This is a genomic window from Proteiniclasticum sp. (assembly GCF_032054185.1).
GTDB lineage: Bacteria > Bacillota > Clostridia > Clostridiales > Clostridiaceae > Proteiniclasticum.
Genome location: NZ_DAMBTF010000023.1, coordinates 1 through 15440 on the forward strand (window position 1 = coordinate 1; position 15440 = coordinate 15440).

Here is a 15440-nt window from a genome sequence, read left to right on the forward strand (position 1 = left end):
TTACAAATATGGGGACCTCTGATTATTTTTTTCCTACAGTAAATTGACACTATCCTGTAACCTTTAGTCCATTGATTGAAAAATCAAATAATGTTATATTAAACACAACGAAAAGAAATGAGGAATGAGTATGAAAAAAGTATTTGCTGTTCTACTGATTGTATTTGGATTACTTCTGATTTTCTCACCCAAAATTAAAGATACTGTAGTGGAAAATACTGTCGAGAACACGGTTGAAATCATTGCAGAATATACACCAGAAAAAATTAAAGAAAATGAGCAGAATGAAGAAGCGGAATTTGATTTCTCTATAGTAGAAGACATCAGTGTAACCGGAACACTCATGAGCTCCAATAAAGTCAATAAGGATCTTCTTGTCGGCCAGCTGGTCATTCCCAGAGTAGGCATGAATATCCCTATATTTAAGGGCATAAACAATTCGAACCTTCTGGCAGGATCTGCTACCATGAGAAAAGATCAGAGAATGGGTACCGGCAACTACCCTTTAGCCGGTCACTACATGAAAGAAAAGGATGTTCTCTTCGGTTCATTGATGGATGTTCAGGAAGGCGATCTCATCAGAGTGACCGATAAAGAAACGATTTTTGAATACGTCACCTATGAAGTCAAAGTCGTTCCAGACACAGCCGTATACATCATAGATGATGATGAAGCGGATAAAATCGGAAAGCCGATCATCTCTCTTATGACCTGCTACTATTCTTCGAAGACCGGCAAACGATATTTCGTCATGGGCGAGCTTAAAGACTCCTATCCTTATTCCGAAGAACTCCTTTATGCCAAATAAATACACATATAAATGATTTAGCTATCTAAGAATCTTAAAAGGGTCAGTAATCCTCTTCTTGAATGAGGCGATTACTGACCCTTTCTGAATTTATCGAGTAATATATAACTGTCTGCACAAAAAAGGAACCTGGAAATGCCTACTTCAATATCATCACGCAATAGATAGAGGTTTTTAGCATATTTTTATCCAGGTTCCAATGGCCTGATACTTGTATCACTAAACTCTACCAATCCTGATAAAATTAATTATGATGCAATCTATCATAATCATTAATGTATCATAACTTTATTGCCTTTACAATGATAAAACTCCTAATTATTTCCTGAGATTTTATTGATCTGATACTCTAAAGTCCGATATCTTTAGCTGTACCTTGCTTACACCATTATATGTGTTGATATCAGGGTAAAACAGAATATCACATTTCGTGTTTTTCAGCACTTTCGATAAATCATCATATTCCATTTTGTGGACTTCTCTGAAATAATCCCTGATGATTTTTACGCCATAGAAATAGATCCCCTCCACGGATGTCCCTTCTGAGGTGAATACGAGCTTCAGGTGATCTTTGTCTTTTCCAAGGAGATAGACCTGACTGATCAGAAGATTCTTCTCAGCAAATATGGGTTTTGGATTCGCTTTCCCGAAAGGTTCCAGCCTTGATAGGCTCTCTACAAATCCTGTCGTGATTTTCCCAGGACTGAGCCTTGCATCAATGGTCACCTTAGGAATAAGTTCATCCCCCTTAAGTGCGGAATTTCTGAGAAGATCTGTTCTGAAGCCTTCAAGATTATCTTCAGAAAGCGTGAGCCCAGCAGCCATGGGATGACCGCCAAACTTGATAAGGTAATCCTTGGACCTGTTCAGACCTTCGAATACATTATACTCTTCAATGGATCTAGCCGATCCCTTTAGACCATTCTCTGTTCTTGTGAGAACGATGGTCGGTCTGTAGTAGCGTTCCTTCACGCGTCCCGCAATGATTCCGGCAAGACTTTCGTGCACATCATCAAGCTTCAGCACTATGACCTGATCCTCGCTTATGCCCTTGGACCTGATCTCCTCTTCGGCCAGAAGAATGCCTTCTTCAGTCATGGCCTTTCTTCTCTGATTCAGCTGATAAAGTTCATTTGCGATTCGTCTCGCATCATCCCCCTCCGAAAAGAGAAGTTCAATAGTCATCTTCGCTGTGGCAAGTCTACCTGCTGCATTGAAGCAGGGTCCTAGAACAAATCCGATGATGTAGGTGGAAATGTTCCTGATGTCCACTTTGCTGACTTCTGCAAGCGCTATAAGGCCATCATTTCTCGTATCCTTAAGCATCTGAAGTCCGTGTCTGACTATGATCCGGTTTTCTCCCGTTAAGTAGACAATATCACCAACCGTTGCGATCGCAACGAAGGGAATATATTCTTCAAGCTCTTCCACCGGAATACCCAGCTCCGCATATAGGCTTGTAACGAGCTTGAACGCCACTCCAGCTCCACAAAGGTATTTATATGGATAACTGCAGTCTTCCTGCTTAGGATTGACTACAGCGTCAGCTGGAGGCACCACCTGTATCTTCTCACCATCTTCGATCACATAAGGCACATCATGATGGTCTGTAACGATGATGTCCAGTCCGATCTCCTTTGCATAAGTGACAGCATCTGAAGCCGATATCCCGTTGTCAAAAGTGATGATGAGTCCCACTCCGTCATCCTTTGCCTTCTTCACGATATCTCTGTTGATTCCATATCCGTCTTTCACTCTGTCCGGAATCTCGTAATCCACGTTCGCCCCGCACTTCTCCAGTGCGCTGAGGGCTACATAGATACTCATGGAACCGTCGATATCGAAGTCTCCCACAAGCCTGATGAGTTTCTCCTCATCGATGGCATGAAGAATCATCTCCACCGCAAGATCCATATCTTTAAGAAGACCTGGATCATGAAGCTTCCCAAGATCCGGTTCCAGATAGTCCATGATTTCCTCAAAAGACCCCGGGCATCGGTTGATGAGGCACCGGCAGATTTCCTCCGGCAGTTTCAGGGTCTGGCTTAAGCCTTTATAGTCATATTTAATATTTCTGATGAGCCATTTACTTTGCATGCTGTCATCTCCTGTCTTTAACGATAACGTATCCTTCTCTTGCGAACTGATCTCTTTCTTTCCATTATTATAACTTGAAATCTAAGTTTATCAAAAATAAAGAACCGGTGTTATTTATCACACCGATTCTAAAATAATTATTTAAATGTTGGATAGATATATACCAGATCAATATCTGTGCCATTAGCCTTATTATAAGCATCAACCTGTGTTTTGATGAATCCCGACTGACTCTTAGCCCACGCCACATCTGTAGCATACTGGTGTATCATATTGTCCGGGAAATTATATCTCATCTTGAATAAGGTATTCTGACTACCTGCTGTACGATTAAGATATCCATCACTTATCCACTTTGCACCACCAACTATTGCATCCTCAATTGTAAACCATTTAAGTTCGTATGCTTTTTGTGCCCCCCATAATTCTGGATTTGAATCATAAGCTCCGATACCAAAAACATTATATACAAGCTTTTCTCTATCTTCTAAAGGAATACTGTCAGGTACTATGGTAGATGCATCACCAAATTTGGTATAGGTATCTTTAACCAGCTGACCATTTGAAAGTACAGATTTTCCATGTCCTGTCTCCAGAAGTGCATGTGCAATCAGGTAGAATGGGTTTATACCATGTGTTTCAGCTGCTTTTAGGAAGTAAGCACCTGTTCCATTAAGTGAACCTTTCCCTGCAAGCATGTTATCCAGTTTTGCCGCATCGATATCCAGCTGATTTACAGTATACCTCAGATCCATAAACATATATTTGTAAAGACTATGATGAATGAAGTTGGCGGGATCCATATGATACTGGACCTGGTAAGGTGTTGCATCGATAAATGAACCGTTTGAATAGATTTTTGCACCCTTTCCATATTCAACAGCTGCATACTGATCTCTTGTTTTCGCCTGTGCTTCAGCAATGTATCGGGATGTATTCGATCCTTTAAGAAGTACAGTTTTTGAGTACTTTGTACCATCTTTTCCTGTAAGCTCAACTCTGACTGCATTCATCCCTGTTGAGGATAAATCTGCAGCATTTAGAGTGAAATTGTAGCCTGCATTAGCATATCCTGTGTAGGAAGCATAAGCGGATGCTTCGCCTGAAGCAGAACCATAGGCTACTGCACCTTTATTTATGTCATTAACGTAGTAACGCACTTCTGAAACACCGTCAACATTCACTGCATAACCACTTACGTTAACATTACCAGATGGAACTGCCTGTCCATCCGTTAATCCATTTAGAGTTATTGCTGCTGTTGGCTTAGTTAGTTTAAAACTGTTCGCATAATCTTTTACACTGCCATCGTTTGCTGTAGCTTTAATCACTACACTATGTTTACCTGCTGATAGTGTCGATTTATCAATATTCAGTCTGAAACCGATGTTACTCAGATTATATCCTTCTCCGTATATGACGTGCATATCGGGTCTTTCAATTCTCTCAACTGCAACTTCATTACCATCTATTGTAGCTGTAACACTTTTAATACCATCCATGGTGAGTGCCAGGCCGGAAACAATAATATTTTCGTTATTGTATAAGCTCTTTATGTTGTCTACAAGCAATACAGCAGGTTTAACAACTACTGGTACTTCTACCGGTTTTTCTGGAACCACGGGAGGGGCAGGTGTTACAGGTACTTCTGGTACTACCGGTGGCACTGGTGTAACAGGTGGTTCTGGTACTACAATAACTGGTGGGGTCACTACCGGAGGGGTCACAGGAACTAATGCTGTTAAGTATGTGCTTGAAACCCATCCTGTTTTTCCATTGTATGATACGTTCGACCAGCCATTAGATGAAGAAATGACAGTGACTTCTCTTCCTTTAGGAATGGTGAGAATAATGCCCTGTTTTGTACTGCTACCTTTTCTCATATTAAGGTTTGCGGTCGTTTTACTTGTGCCTAACACTGATGGTGTGGAGGGTACACTTGGGGCAGGCTGCTGCGGCGCAGGTGCTGTAACTATAGCTAAGTACTGGCTAGATACCCACCCTGTTTTCCCATTGTAACTTACATTTGACCATCCATTTGATGTAGATAGGATTGTTACTTCTCTTCCTTTAGGAATAGTGAGAATAATACCTTGTCTTGTACTGTTTCCTTTTCTCATATTAAGATTTGCTGTCGTTCTTCCTGTTCCTGTTCCTGATGGAACAGCAGGTATAGAAGGTGCAGGTACTGAGGGCGCTGGCTGAGATGTGGTACCAGCTGTCAGGTACTTACTCGAAACCCATCCTGTTTTTCCATTGTATGATACGTTCGACCAGCCATTGGATGCTGATAAAACTGTTACCTGGGCGCCTTTTGGAATAGTAAGAACTATACCATATTTTGTACCACTACCTCTTCTCATATTCAGATTCACTGTAGTCTTAGATACAACAGATGATCCTTGATTTACAGGTGCTGGTGTGGGATTAGATGTTCCACTGCCTTGGAAACTGACATAAGATGGATTTGCTGAAATATATAGTCCGTTACTAAGACGATACATTTCTCTACCAGCAACGCCTAATTTCTCCAGTACTGTGAATTGAGTACCTTTGCTAAACGCCTTTGTCCTGGCATTCCAGTCTGCCCTTGAATAAGTCCAGAGCGAAGAAGCATTAACTGTCACCACTCCCTGTGTCTGATTGATGACGTTGGCAGCTTCAACAACAACCGGTTCTTTGAAATTAGGAACCAGGATGGTTGAAAGGCCTACTGTCATAGCAATAGTCGTTTTCAGAATGATGTTCTTCGTATTCTTACTAAGCATAGTTTCTTACCTCACTTTTTGATTTGCCAGAAATATTCTTTTATCGATAGTTATTCTCAATTGTATACGCGGAACGAATATATGTTGCACACATTTACGATCAATTATAGAATATTAATACTGGTTGATACGTGTCTAACATAAATTATATCATCTTCCTTATCATTTGAAACATTTATCGTAATAATTTTGAAAAATTTATTCATTCTCTTTCTACATTTCTTTATTATTATATTAATTTCTAATTTTAGTTAACTAAAAATAAAAACTAGACGAAAAAATACCCGGACTTGCAATCCAGGTATCGTCTTCTATTTCTTTTACAAAAATCAGTGATTAAAAGTCTTGTCCATAAGAAAATTATACTGCATATCCTCGCGCAGCTTCTTTGCATCTTCTTCAAGCCCTAATGTCTCAAGGATCTTAAATCCCATTTCAAGAGATGTTCCAGCTCCTCTTGAGGTCAGGATATTTCCTGACTGCACAAACACTTCATCCACACAGGACTTTGGTGAGATCTTGTCTTTAAACGTCGGTGCGGAAGTCACTTCATGTTTCGTAAGGATGCCAGCCTGATCCAGCACCCATGGTGCTGCACAGATTGCGCCGATGAGCACGCCGTCCTCGTTGAATTTCTTCAGAAGGTTCATGACATCTTCGCTTTCAGCCAGATGATTCACGCCGGGAACGCCCCCAGGCAGATAGATGAGATCATACTCATCATTATTCAAGTCGATGAACTCAAGCCTTGCATCACTCTTTATGGTGATGTTGTGTGAACCGGTCACAAATTCCTTTTCTGTGGAACAGATCTGTACACTCACCTTGGCTCTTCTTAAAATATCAATCACAGCCACCGCTTCGATTTCCTCAAACCCCGGTGCCAGAATCACCATTACTCTTTTATGCATTTTTCAACCCCCTAATCTCATGGTATCAGTTTCATTCTCAACTTAATCTCATGTCTTTATTAGGTACATTATAGCATGTATTCCCTTGAGCCCCGCTTAATTAATAGAAAATTCAGTAATAGATAGCGCAAGATGAAGCCATGACTGCTCATGACTTCATCTCTATCGGTTTATTCTATCTCTTTGCTGTAGATGATTGTACCGCTGTCTCCCACAAGAGCTTCATTGGTTTTTTCAAGGGAACCGATGATGGCTTTTCTGCCTTTGCCGGACTCGGCAAAGCGGATACCTGTGACCACCTTCGGCAGCATACTGCCGGGAGCGAAGTGACCTTCTTCAATATAGGTATTGGCTTCCTCGGTACTCATTCTGGCAAGGTCCTTCTGATTCTTCTGACCGTAGTTGATGGCGATTCTGTCCACACCTGTAAGCATGAAAATATAGTCGCAGTCCACAAGCTCAGCCAGCTTTCCGCTGGAATAATCCTTGTCGATGACTCCTTCAGCACCAAGGTATTCCATTCCGTTCCTGATGACAGGAATGCCCCCGCCGCCGACGGTGATGACGATATGGCCGTTTTCAAGAAGCACCTTGACCGATGACTTCTCCACGATATCCTGAGGTTTAGGGGAAGGAACGACTCTTCTGTAGCCTCTTCCAGAATCTTCAATGACCTCATAATTCTTTGAGACTTTCAGCGCCTCCGCTTCTTCAAAGCTCAGAAAAGGTCCGATGGGTTTCTGAGGATGATTGAATGCCACATCATTTTCATCCACCACCACCTGGGTGACTAAAGCCACGACTTCCTTTACGATGTTTCTCTTTGCAAGTTCCGCTCTCAGCGCATTCTGCAGATGATATCCGATATACCCCTGGCTCATGGCCGTACATTCAGGAAGCGGCATATTCTCTTTCTCCATGGCGTCATGGATCATGCCCACCTGGGGTCCGTTACCATGGGTGATGATGATTTCATGACCTTTCTCGATGAGATCCGCAATCGGCAGCGCCACTTCCTTCAGGCGCTCCATCTGCTCGGTCACATTATTGCCCAGGGCATTTCCCCCAAGAGCGATCAGGAGTCTACTCATTGCCCTCACCTCTCTTTTTCGCGTATCCCTTAAGGGCAGCTTTGAAGCACTCAAGAGGAGGGCTGACAAGTCCCGCACCCACCTGACCGATTCCGGCCACTTTATGGGCCATACCGGTATTGATGATGGGGAGTGTTCCGGTCATCAGCACTTTCATGATGTCGATACCGATGGCAGATCCTCTGAAATCGAGTGTAGGTATGGAGAAGTTTGTATTCTCAGATGTCGTGATGCTGAACATTTTTTCGCTGTAGGCGATGGCATCGGCTACCGTCCCTCCGACAAACTGTACGATGGCAGGCGATCCGCCCATGGCGAAGCCTCCGATGCCCATGGTTTCCGTGATGGTGCTGTCTCCGATGTCAGGGTTCGCATCCTCTTCCGTGAATCCGGGGAATAGAAGTCCTTTGATCTTGTCTGCAGGTGCAGTGAACCACTCGTTCTTTCCAAGTCCGCTCACTCTGATTCCGAAGTCCACTCCGTTTCTCGCCATGGTGGTGACTACGGTAGAGTGTTCAATTCCGGAAGCCGCATCCGTTGCCGCCTTGCAGGCAGGCATGGACAGATTGAGGAAGTAGTGGTCGTTAGACCTCATGAAGTCCACAGCTCGCCCTACAGCTTCTCTGTCCTCATTGAGTTTAAAGAAGTAAGGCACGATTTCTCTGAAGAAGAGACTGGTTGAAGCCTTGTTTCTGTTGTGGCACTCGTCTCCCATATGTAGCGCCTGGGAAATGATGGATTTGATATCCACGCCGTCTCCCTTAAGCTCCAGAGCCTTCTTAAGAAGGGGTGCAAACTCTTCTCTGATCCAGGTCAGTCTGCTGATGACGCTTTCATCATATGCTCCGTATCTCAGAACCTTTCCAAGTCCCTCATTCACGGTGCAGTAGGCGAAGTTTCCATGAACCTTGTCCTCGATGATATGGACAGGCATATTTGGAGAGATGATCCCCGCCATGGGTCCAACGGCGTTATGCTCGTTGCAGGGAGAAAACTTAATTGCCCCTGATTCTATGAGCTTCACCGCATCCTCTTCCCCTTCTGCGCGTCCTTCAAAGATCAGCGCGCCGATGACGGCGCCTCTCATGGGACCGCACATCCTTTCCCAGGCTATGGGCGGACCGGCATGAAGTATCATGTTCTCATCCATTCCCGGAATGACGTCCTTTGCAGGAGCGATATCCACAAGAACAGCATGGGAACTCATCATGATCCTTACAGTCTCCTCGTTTGCCGTTCTGATTCTCTCATCATTCTCCAGCTCATCAAGAATCCTCAGAATTTCAGTGTCTCCACCTGCAGGCGGTTTCCACTCCACGTGGATGACAGATCTCTCCTGAAGGAGAAGATCGTCTATAAAAGTCCTGGTACCGACATTTATGGCCTTAACTTCGCTTTGAAGCAGTTTATTCATTTCATTCATCATATCCTCACCTTTATCCTATGATCATGCTTGCAGCAAGAGCAGCTTCTTTATTGCTGTCAAACACAAGGATGCCTTCTTCCTTAAGCAGTCTTCTCTGAAGCTTGTAGTCCTGCTTGTCAAGCTCCGTACCTAAGATGTAGCCGACAAATATGAGCTCTCTTCCTTCATCTGCCGCTGCCTTTCTTGCTCGTCCGATGGCCTTCAGCGAAACCTCAGGCGCTTCGTCGTGAGATCCGTATCCCAGCTCGTAGTCTAGTAGAATAACGCCGACGCTTTTATCCGCAGCCTCTCTTAGAATGTGCTCGTTCCTTAAGGAAGGCTCAATCATGGGATGTGGCTTTCCGTTTGTATATTCATCTTCTCCCAGATCAAGAAGAACATGTCCTGTATGGCTTTCCCCGGATACAAGCTTCTCGCCCGGCTTCTTGCCTACATTACTCTTCACGCTGCCCAGTTTTTCTCTTAAGATGGAAAGAGTCTCCGCGCAGAGGGTTCCTCCGCAGTAGAGTGCTCTGATGTTCTTCTGCTCTTCATTAAGCTTCGCCTTATAGGGCTTCGGATCAAATCCTTCAAGTTGCGTCTTACTTCTGGAAGAATCTCCGCTAAGGACGGACACCGCAGCTTCAGCTGCCTCATAGAGCCCGCTCACAAACCGGACACGATCAAGATGTCCTTCAGGCTCTTCTCCGTCAAGGAAGCAGATGACTACAGGCTTCTCCACTTTCTCCACTGCACTTAGAATCTTCTCTGCGATGGCCTTTGCCGGTGGCTTTGAGACAAGAACGATGACCTCTGTTCCTTCGTCCTCAGCCAGGGCTCTAATGCCTTCAAGCATCATGATGCCACCGATCTCTTCCCGAAGATCACGTCCGCCGGTTCCGATGCCATGGGACACTCCGCCGCCAAGATGGTGAATCTGAACCATGACTTCCTGAAGACCCGTGCCTGATGCGGCAACGATTCCGATGTTTCCACGCCTGACATCATTGGCAAAACATAGACCTGTTCCGTTTATGCTTGCCGTTCCGCAGTCCGGTCCCATGACCAGAAGCCCTTTTTCTTTACCCAGCTCTTTCAGTGATTTTTCCTCTTCTATGGAGATGTTGTCGCTGAAGATCATGACATGAAGTCCCTTATTCAGCGCTTCTCTTGCTTCCCTTGCCGCATAGGCACCAGGAACGGAAATGATCGCAACATTCGCGTCCTCCATGATCTCCGAAGCTTCTGTTATACTCTCGGGAAGCTTGGCTTCGCCTTTTTTCTGCTTCCTGTTTTTCGGGGATAGAAGCTCATCGATCAGGACAAGTGTTTCCTCCAGGCTTTTTTCATCCTTAGCAGATACTGCAAGGATGAGATCCCCGGCAGAGGCTTTGTCGCTCTCTTCACTGGAAAGACCCACGCTTCTTAGAAGCTCCTTGTTCATTTCCGTTGCCATGGAAATGACCGCCTCGTCCACGCCGTCCTGATCCAGAATCTTGCTGGTCAGTGACATCAGTGTCACTGAGTCGTAATATACATTTTTTCTGACTGATGTTTTCTTAAACATATTTTCCTCCGTAATTTCTTTCTTCTTCAGCCTTCTCCAGTGCATAAATCACACCAGTGGCCATATCTGTTCCTGAAGTTGACCCAATATTCAGTAATTTCAGCATAGAATCTCTGCATGATGCAGCAGATTCTCCTGTTATGATGGATTCGCAAAGATCCATGAGGGGACCTGGAAACTCTTCATCAAGGGAAAGTTTCAGCATCTGACGGCTGACATCTGTTGTGTCTCCCTCATTAAGCCTTATTGTATTTTTCAATTCTTCTGTTATTTTCTCTATGACTGTTTCCTTTTCTGTATGCTTAAAGTCTATGTATCCTTCTGCGCAGAGAAGTCCCACCGAGAAATCGTCTCCGGAAGGCGTAAGTCCCCTTCCGAATCCGATGAGCCGTCCAAAGTCCATTTCTGTTTCCAGTGAGCCGATGCGCTTTGCCAGTTCTTTCTCCATAAGGTCCATATCTTCATACTGTCCATAGTATCCAAGGCATCCGCCTCTTTTACCATATCTCTGAAGGATCCCCTTTGCGGTCTCAAGACTTTCAGATAGACTTTCTGTAATCTTATATTTTCTCTGTATTCTTTCTTTAATTTCAATCTCGTCTAGGCTAATCTCAAGGCTCCCTATGCTTAGGCATCCATTCTGGAAACATACCTTTTTCCCCTCCAGATGTTCTTCCATGAGAAAATCATGACGTTCTCTCACCTGGATCATAAAGGGCATATAGGCATCTCTTGGATGAGAAAGAGAGAAGATGTCCCCCTTTCCCGTCTCCACATTGATGACACGCTGAAACACACTGTGCACTTTGCCTAAGTCTTTATTGTCTTTCTCGAAATATCGCTCATGAAGATACCTGTCCATGCTTATTCCATGAAGTGTCATGACCTGGCACCCTCTTCAGGCAGCCAGAACTCAAGGGCTATCGCCATCAATGCAGATGGAACCACACCCGATGTCAGAATCAGCTGTATATCCTGATGGAATACCGATACCGCTTCCGGAACCAGGCTAAGACCGATGCCGATGCCTAATGACAAAGCCACGATAAGCGAATTTCTGCTGTTCATGGGGATCTTTGACAGAAGGGACAGCCCTGAAACTGCAACCATGGAGAACATCGCAATGGAGGCTCCGCCAAGTACAGGCGTCGGCATGATGGACAGAAGAGAGGCGAATTTGGGGAAAAAGGCTAAGATGAGCAGGATGATAGCGCCGATCTTCACCACGTGTCTACTGAATACGCCGGTGAGGTTGACCACTCCGATATTCTGAGTGTAGGAAGTGTTCGGAAATCCGTTCATGACTGCAGCAAGTGAGCTGGCTAAACCGTCTGCGATGACACCTCCGGCCTGCTCTTCTTCTGTAGGTTCTCTGTTTTCACTTCCCACCGTAAGCGCCGAGATGTCGCCGAGGGTTTCAATGGTTGTGGCGATATACATGAACAGCATACCGATGATGGCTGCCGGCTGAAAGTCCCACTTGTACTGCAAGGGCTTTGGAACCGCAAACCAGCTGCTTTCAAAAACTGTCCTGATTTCCACCATCCCCATGAAACCCGAGAGGATAAACCCTACGGTGATTCCGATGAGAATCGATGCCGATTTAAGGAATTTACTTTTCATTTTATTGGCAAGAATGATCGTCAAAAGGACAACCGATGAAACGATCAACGCTTTGGGATCACCCGGATTATCTGAGCCTCCCGCTGCCTGACGTATGCCGACAGGGATAAGCGTGATACCCAGAGTGATCACCACAACGCCAGATACGATAGGGGTGAATATCTTTCTTAGCCGTTTCAGATTCTTGCCGAGGAAAATTTCAAAAAGTCCTCCGATGAAGCTTGAAGCAAATACCGCTCCGATCCCGAAGCTGCCCGCAATGGACAGCACCGTGGAAAGAAATGCATTGCTTGTGCCCATCACGATGGGTAGGCCCGATCCGATTCTTCTGTTCTTCCGGATCTGGATCAGTGTGCCGATCCCTGCCATAAAAAGCGCACACTGGATCAGAAACGTCGTCTCCTTCGGTGACATACCAAGGAGAGACGAGACCATAAGGGGTACCGTGATGTTGGCCGCAAACATGGCGAGAATGTGCTGGAAGGCAAGGGGCAGCGCCTTCCTGAATTCAGGAACATCTTCAATTCCATATATGATATCCATCTGCTTTTGCTTTTCTGCCATTTCCGTTCCTCTTTTCACTTTCTGCTTTACTGTATGAGCTATTATTTATTTTCTTGCTGTGCTATACGACAATAACTGCCATCACCGTCAGAAGGACCATTGCGCCTATGACATACTTGAAGTTCATCCTGATGACGCCCATGATATCTGAGTCAAAACCTTTGGCCAGTGCCGCCACATTGATCTGCACCGGACTGATCTGAGTACCAAGACCCGTTGCGATGGCAACAAATCCCATGGCTTCAGAAGGCAGGCCAAGCGCCGATAGCGTCGGAAGGATCAGCGTCAGTACACCTGCGGTGAATGCGCCTGATGGAATCGCGATAAGGAATGCGATGATCATCGCAACCGGAAGGATGATGGACTCCGGCGCACTTTTTGCGATGCCAGCAATCTGTTCAAACGTGCCAAGGGCAGCAATCATATTGATGAAGGACAGGAAAATACCTACGGCAAACATTGTGGTCAGAATGAACCGTGAACCTTCTATGAGAGCTTCAGAGGTTTCATCTGTATTCAGCGGTGTAAGAAGCACGGTTAGAACAGCTGTTAGGATGACTGTCGTACCAGGGGTGAATACCGCAAACCCGATGAGTGCATTAAGCTTCGAACCCATGACCACCATGATAAGGAGTGCGATGGCAGGAATGGACTGTCTGAGAAGATTTCCTGTGGTCTTCTCCTCAAATACGCTTCTCTCTGCGTTTGTGCTCTTCACAAGTGACCCTCTCTTATACACGCCATATACGGCCAGTGCAAAGGCAAGGACGTAGAAGATGATGGTATAGGGCATCATGTTTGACGCATGCAGTGTCACATCCACGCCTGCGCTTTCCGCAGCGAGGATGGTTTCTGTGGAAGCCGGTGATGTGGTGAAGCCGACAGCCGAGATGATCGCCATGGCGGCAACCACTTCAGGTACAGCGCCTACGGCAGCTGCTACAAGCGGTGCGGTGACCATGGTGTTTCCTGCGCCCATACCGGCCATGTAGGTTGCAAATCCCTGAATGAGCACGATGAATCCGCCAAGGACAGCAATTTTTCCTTTAAGGCTTCTTCTTGAAAGCTCAACAAGCGCTTCGATGGATCCGGCTTTTGATACCATGGCTGCGGAAGCTGCATAGAGTATCGGAACGGTTATGCCGAGCATGTTTGAAATGCCGTCGACGAACATGCTTGAGACATCACCAAGATTCATGCCTCCGATGATGACTGCGGCTAATCCCCCCGCAAGTCCAGCAACAAGCATATGTTTCTTCATAAAGAGAAGGACCACAACAATGATAAGGGGTATGATATTGATCAGTAAACTCATATTCTGTCTCCTTAATCGTTATTTTAAGTTTTTTACTTTTCGATGATCACAGCCACAGGGCCGCCACCTGCAGGTCCCTGATGCTCAGCTCCTCCAGATACATAGACCATCGGATCTCCGATGAGTGAGGCGATGACGCCGTTTACGACAGCTCTTGCATGTCTTGTATGGTTGATGTCTGAATCTGTAAGCATGGTGTTTCTTCTTCCTCTGACATAACCGTCAGGCGAAGCTTCAGCCTTAGCAAGGATATTCACGATTCTCTTCTTGTCTTCTTCCGTAGGCAGCTGATCGATTTCAAGACCCGCATTTCTCATAGCCTCTATGACGCTCTTCATATCGATGGCATCCTGCATGACGCTGTGTCCGATTCTATATCTGCTTACAGACTTCTTCGAGTTCCCCATGAGGATAATCTCGCAGTTCAGAAGCTCAACACCTGCGGATGTGGAAGCCACGCCTGAGAACAGGCTCCAGTCATGAAGAATGGATTCCTCTGTTACGCTCTCTTCAGTCACTTCACCCAGTGCGATGGCCACGCCAAGTGCGGATGCTCCTCTTGTATAACCCATGGACTTGTAGGTATCCTGAACCGCTACGCTCTGCCCTCTCTTCTCCGCTTCGATGATTCTGTCGGAGGTGAGAAGCGGACACTTGATCTGCACAAAGTGCACATCTTCGGTACTTTCGATTCCTGCGTCTTCCATAAGCTTAAGAACCACATCTCTCACTGCGTGAACCATGGGCATTCTGCCCATCTCTTCCGGAAGGAAGTCTCTTGTGAAACCGACGGTTACGCTGAGCGCACTTTCATCATTTTCCTTCTTGGCCTCCACCTCAGAACTTGTGAAGATCATCGCATGAGGCGCCATGACGCCTTCTGTTCCACCGGACATGACAAAGGCGACCTTCTTTTCCACTTCCTTTTCGGAAAGACCTGTGAGCCTTGAAAGAAGCGCCCTGTAGCTTGCTGTGCAGAAACCTCTTGTGAAGTCATTTACGCAGCCGTTACCTTCTGTCTTGCCAAGAACCGCTATAATTTCTGAAGGACTGATTTCTCCCTTGTCCACCAGTTTCTGAAGCTCAGATACATCATCTGGACCGGACATTGCCAGTTTATAAACCTTGATATCTACCATTTTAATTTTCCTCCTAGTCGCTTGATTTTAATCTCGTACGATTTCCTGTTGTTAAAAGCATATCACATTGAAAATGTGAATTCATCATGACATACTGATAAAAGAAAACGAGTTCATTGTCAACAAGTGACAATGAACTCTTCATTTATAAC

The 15440-nt window shown here is 45.3% G+C and carries 11 protein-coding genes; 1 reads left to right on the forward strand and 10 read right to left on the reverse strand.

Going from position 1 to position 15440, the window contains the following annotated elements; translation table 11 throughout:
- The first annotated feature begins 130 nt into the window (after window positions 1-130).
- The gene (locus tag RTX25_RS11605) at window positions 131-808 is read left to right on the forward strand and encodes a class A sortase (protein WP_312653850.1); all 678 of its coding nucleotides are present in this window, start codon (window positions 131-133) and stop codon (window positions 806-808) included.
- Window positions 809-1141: 333 nt separating this feature from the next.
- Here RTX25_RS11605 and recJ read toward each other — a convergent pair whose 3' ends face one another.
- The 10 genes from recJ to RTX25_RS11655 all read right to left on the reverse strand — a co-directional run bounded on the left by recJ (window position 1142) and on the right by RTX25_RS11655 (window position 15288).
- A complete protein-coding gene (gene recJ, locus RTX25_RS11610) occupies window positions 1142-2905 on the reverse strand; it encodes a single-stranded-DNA-specific exonuclease RecJ (protein ID WP_312653852.1) in 1764 nt (587 codons plus the stop codon).
- A 137-nt stretch (window positions 2906-3042) separates the two neighbouring features.
- Window positions 3043-5673: an SH3 domain-containing protein gene (locus RTX25_RS11615; protein WP_312653854.1), complete on the reverse strand. Its 2631-nt coding sequence runs from the start codon at window positions 5671-5673 to the stop codon at window positions 3043-3045.
- Window positions 5674-6002: 329 nt separating this feature from the next.
- Window positions 6003-6584: a DJ-1 family glyoxalase III gene (locus RTX25_RS11620; protein ID WP_312653856.1), complete on the reverse strand. Its 582-nt coding sequence runs from the start codon at window positions 6582-6584 to the stop codon at window positions 6003-6005.
- Between the two features lie 170 nt (window positions 6585-6754).
- Window positions 6755-7675: a carbamate kinase gene (arcC, locus tag RTX25_RS11625; protein ID WP_312653858.1), complete on the reverse strand. Its 921-nt coding sequence runs from the start codon at window positions 7673-7675 to the stop codon at window positions 6755-6757.
- Window positions 7668-9098 carry a DUF1116 domain-containing protein gene (locus RTX25_RS11630; RefSeq protein ID WP_312653860.1) on the reverse strand — a complete coding sequence of 477 codons (1431 nt, stop codon included), beginning with the start codon at window positions 9096-9098 and terminating at the stop codon, window positions 7668-7670. The genes arcC and RTX25_RS11630 overlap by 8 nt, the downstream gene beginning before the upstream one ends.
- Before the next feature lie 13 nt (window positions 9099-9111).
- Window positions 9112-10647, reverse strand: a complete 1536-nt coding sequence (gene fdrA, locus RTX25_RS11635; RefSeq protein ID WP_312653862.1) for an acyl-CoA synthetase FdrA — start codon at window positions 10645-10647, stop codon at window positions 9112-9114.
- On the reverse strand, window positions 10640-11530 hold the full coding sequence (locus RTX25_RS11640) for a DUF2877 domain-containing protein (RefSeq protein WP_312653864.1): 891 nt from the start codon (window positions 11528-11530) through the stop codon (window positions 10640-10642). Before RTX25_RS11640 ends, fdrA begins: the two co-directional genes overlap by 8 nt.
- A complete protein-coding gene (locus RTX25_RS11645; protein ID WP_312653866.1) occupies window positions 11527-12834 on the reverse strand; it encodes a nucleobase:cation symporter-2 family protein in 1308 nt (435 codons plus the stop codon). Before RTX25_RS11645 ends, RTX25_RS11640 begins: the two co-directional genes overlap by 4 nt.
- 61 nt (window positions 12835-12895) lie before the next feature.
- Window positions 12896-14149 carry a hypothetical protein gene (locus RTX25_RS11650; protein ID WP_312653867.1) on the reverse strand — a complete coding sequence of 418 codons (1254 nt, stop codon included), beginning with the start codon at window positions 14147-14149 and terminating at the stop codon, window positions 12896-12898.
- A gap of 32 nt (window positions 14150-14181) precedes the next feature.
- Window positions 14182-15288: a ring-opening amidohydrolase gene (locus RTX25_RS11655; RefSeq protein WP_312653869.1), complete on the reverse strand. Its 1107-nt coding sequence runs from the start codon at window positions 15286-15288 to the stop codon at window positions 14182-14184.
- Between the last annotated feature and the right edge of the window lie 152 nt (window positions 15289-15440).

Bases quoted from the DNA above. Each gene is read 5' to 3' on its own strand.
- RTX25_RS11605 (WP_312653850.1), top strand. From the start codon at position 131: ATGAAAAAAGTATTTGCTGTTCTACTGATTGTATTTGGATTACTTCTG.
- recJ (WP_312653852.1), bottom strand. From the start codon at position 2,905: ATGCAAAGTAAATGGCTCATCAGAAATATTAAATATGACTATAAAGGC.
- RTX25_RS11615 (WP_312653854.1), bottom strand. From the start codon at position 5,673: ATGCTTAGTAAGAATACGAAGAACATCATTCTGAAAACGACTATTGCT.
- RTX25_RS11620 (WP_312653856.1), bottom strand. From the start codon at position 6,584: ATGCATAAAAGAGTAATGGTGATTCTGGCACCGGGGTTTGAGGAAATC.
- arcC (WP_312653858.1), bottom strand. From the start codon at position 7,675: ATGAGTAGACTCCTGATCGCTCTTGGGGGAAATGCCCTGGGCAATAAT.
- RTX25_RS11630 (WP_312653860.1), bottom strand. From the start codon at position 9,098: ATGAATGAAATGAATAAACTGCTTCAAAGCGAAGTTAAGGCCATAAAT.
- fdrA (WP_312653862.1), bottom strand. From the start codon at position 10,647: ATGTTTAAGAAAACATCAGTCAGAAAAAATGTATATTACGACTCAGTG.
- RTX25_RS11640 (WP_312653864.1), bottom strand. From the start codon at position 11,530: ATGACACTTCATGGAATAAGCATGGACAGGTATCTTCATGAGCGATAT.
- RTX25_RS11645 (WP_312653866.1), bottom strand. From the start codon at position 12,834: ATGGCAGAAAAGCAAAAGCAGATGGATATCATATATGGAATTGAAGAT.
- RTX25_RS11650 (WP_312653867.1), bottom strand. From the start codon at position 14,149: ATGAGTTTACTGATCAATATCATACCCCTTATCATTGTTGTGGTCCTT.
- RTX25_RS11655 (WP_312653869.1), bottom strand. From the start codon at position 15,288: ATGGTAGATATCAAGGTTTATAAACTGGCAATGTCCGGTCCAGATGAT.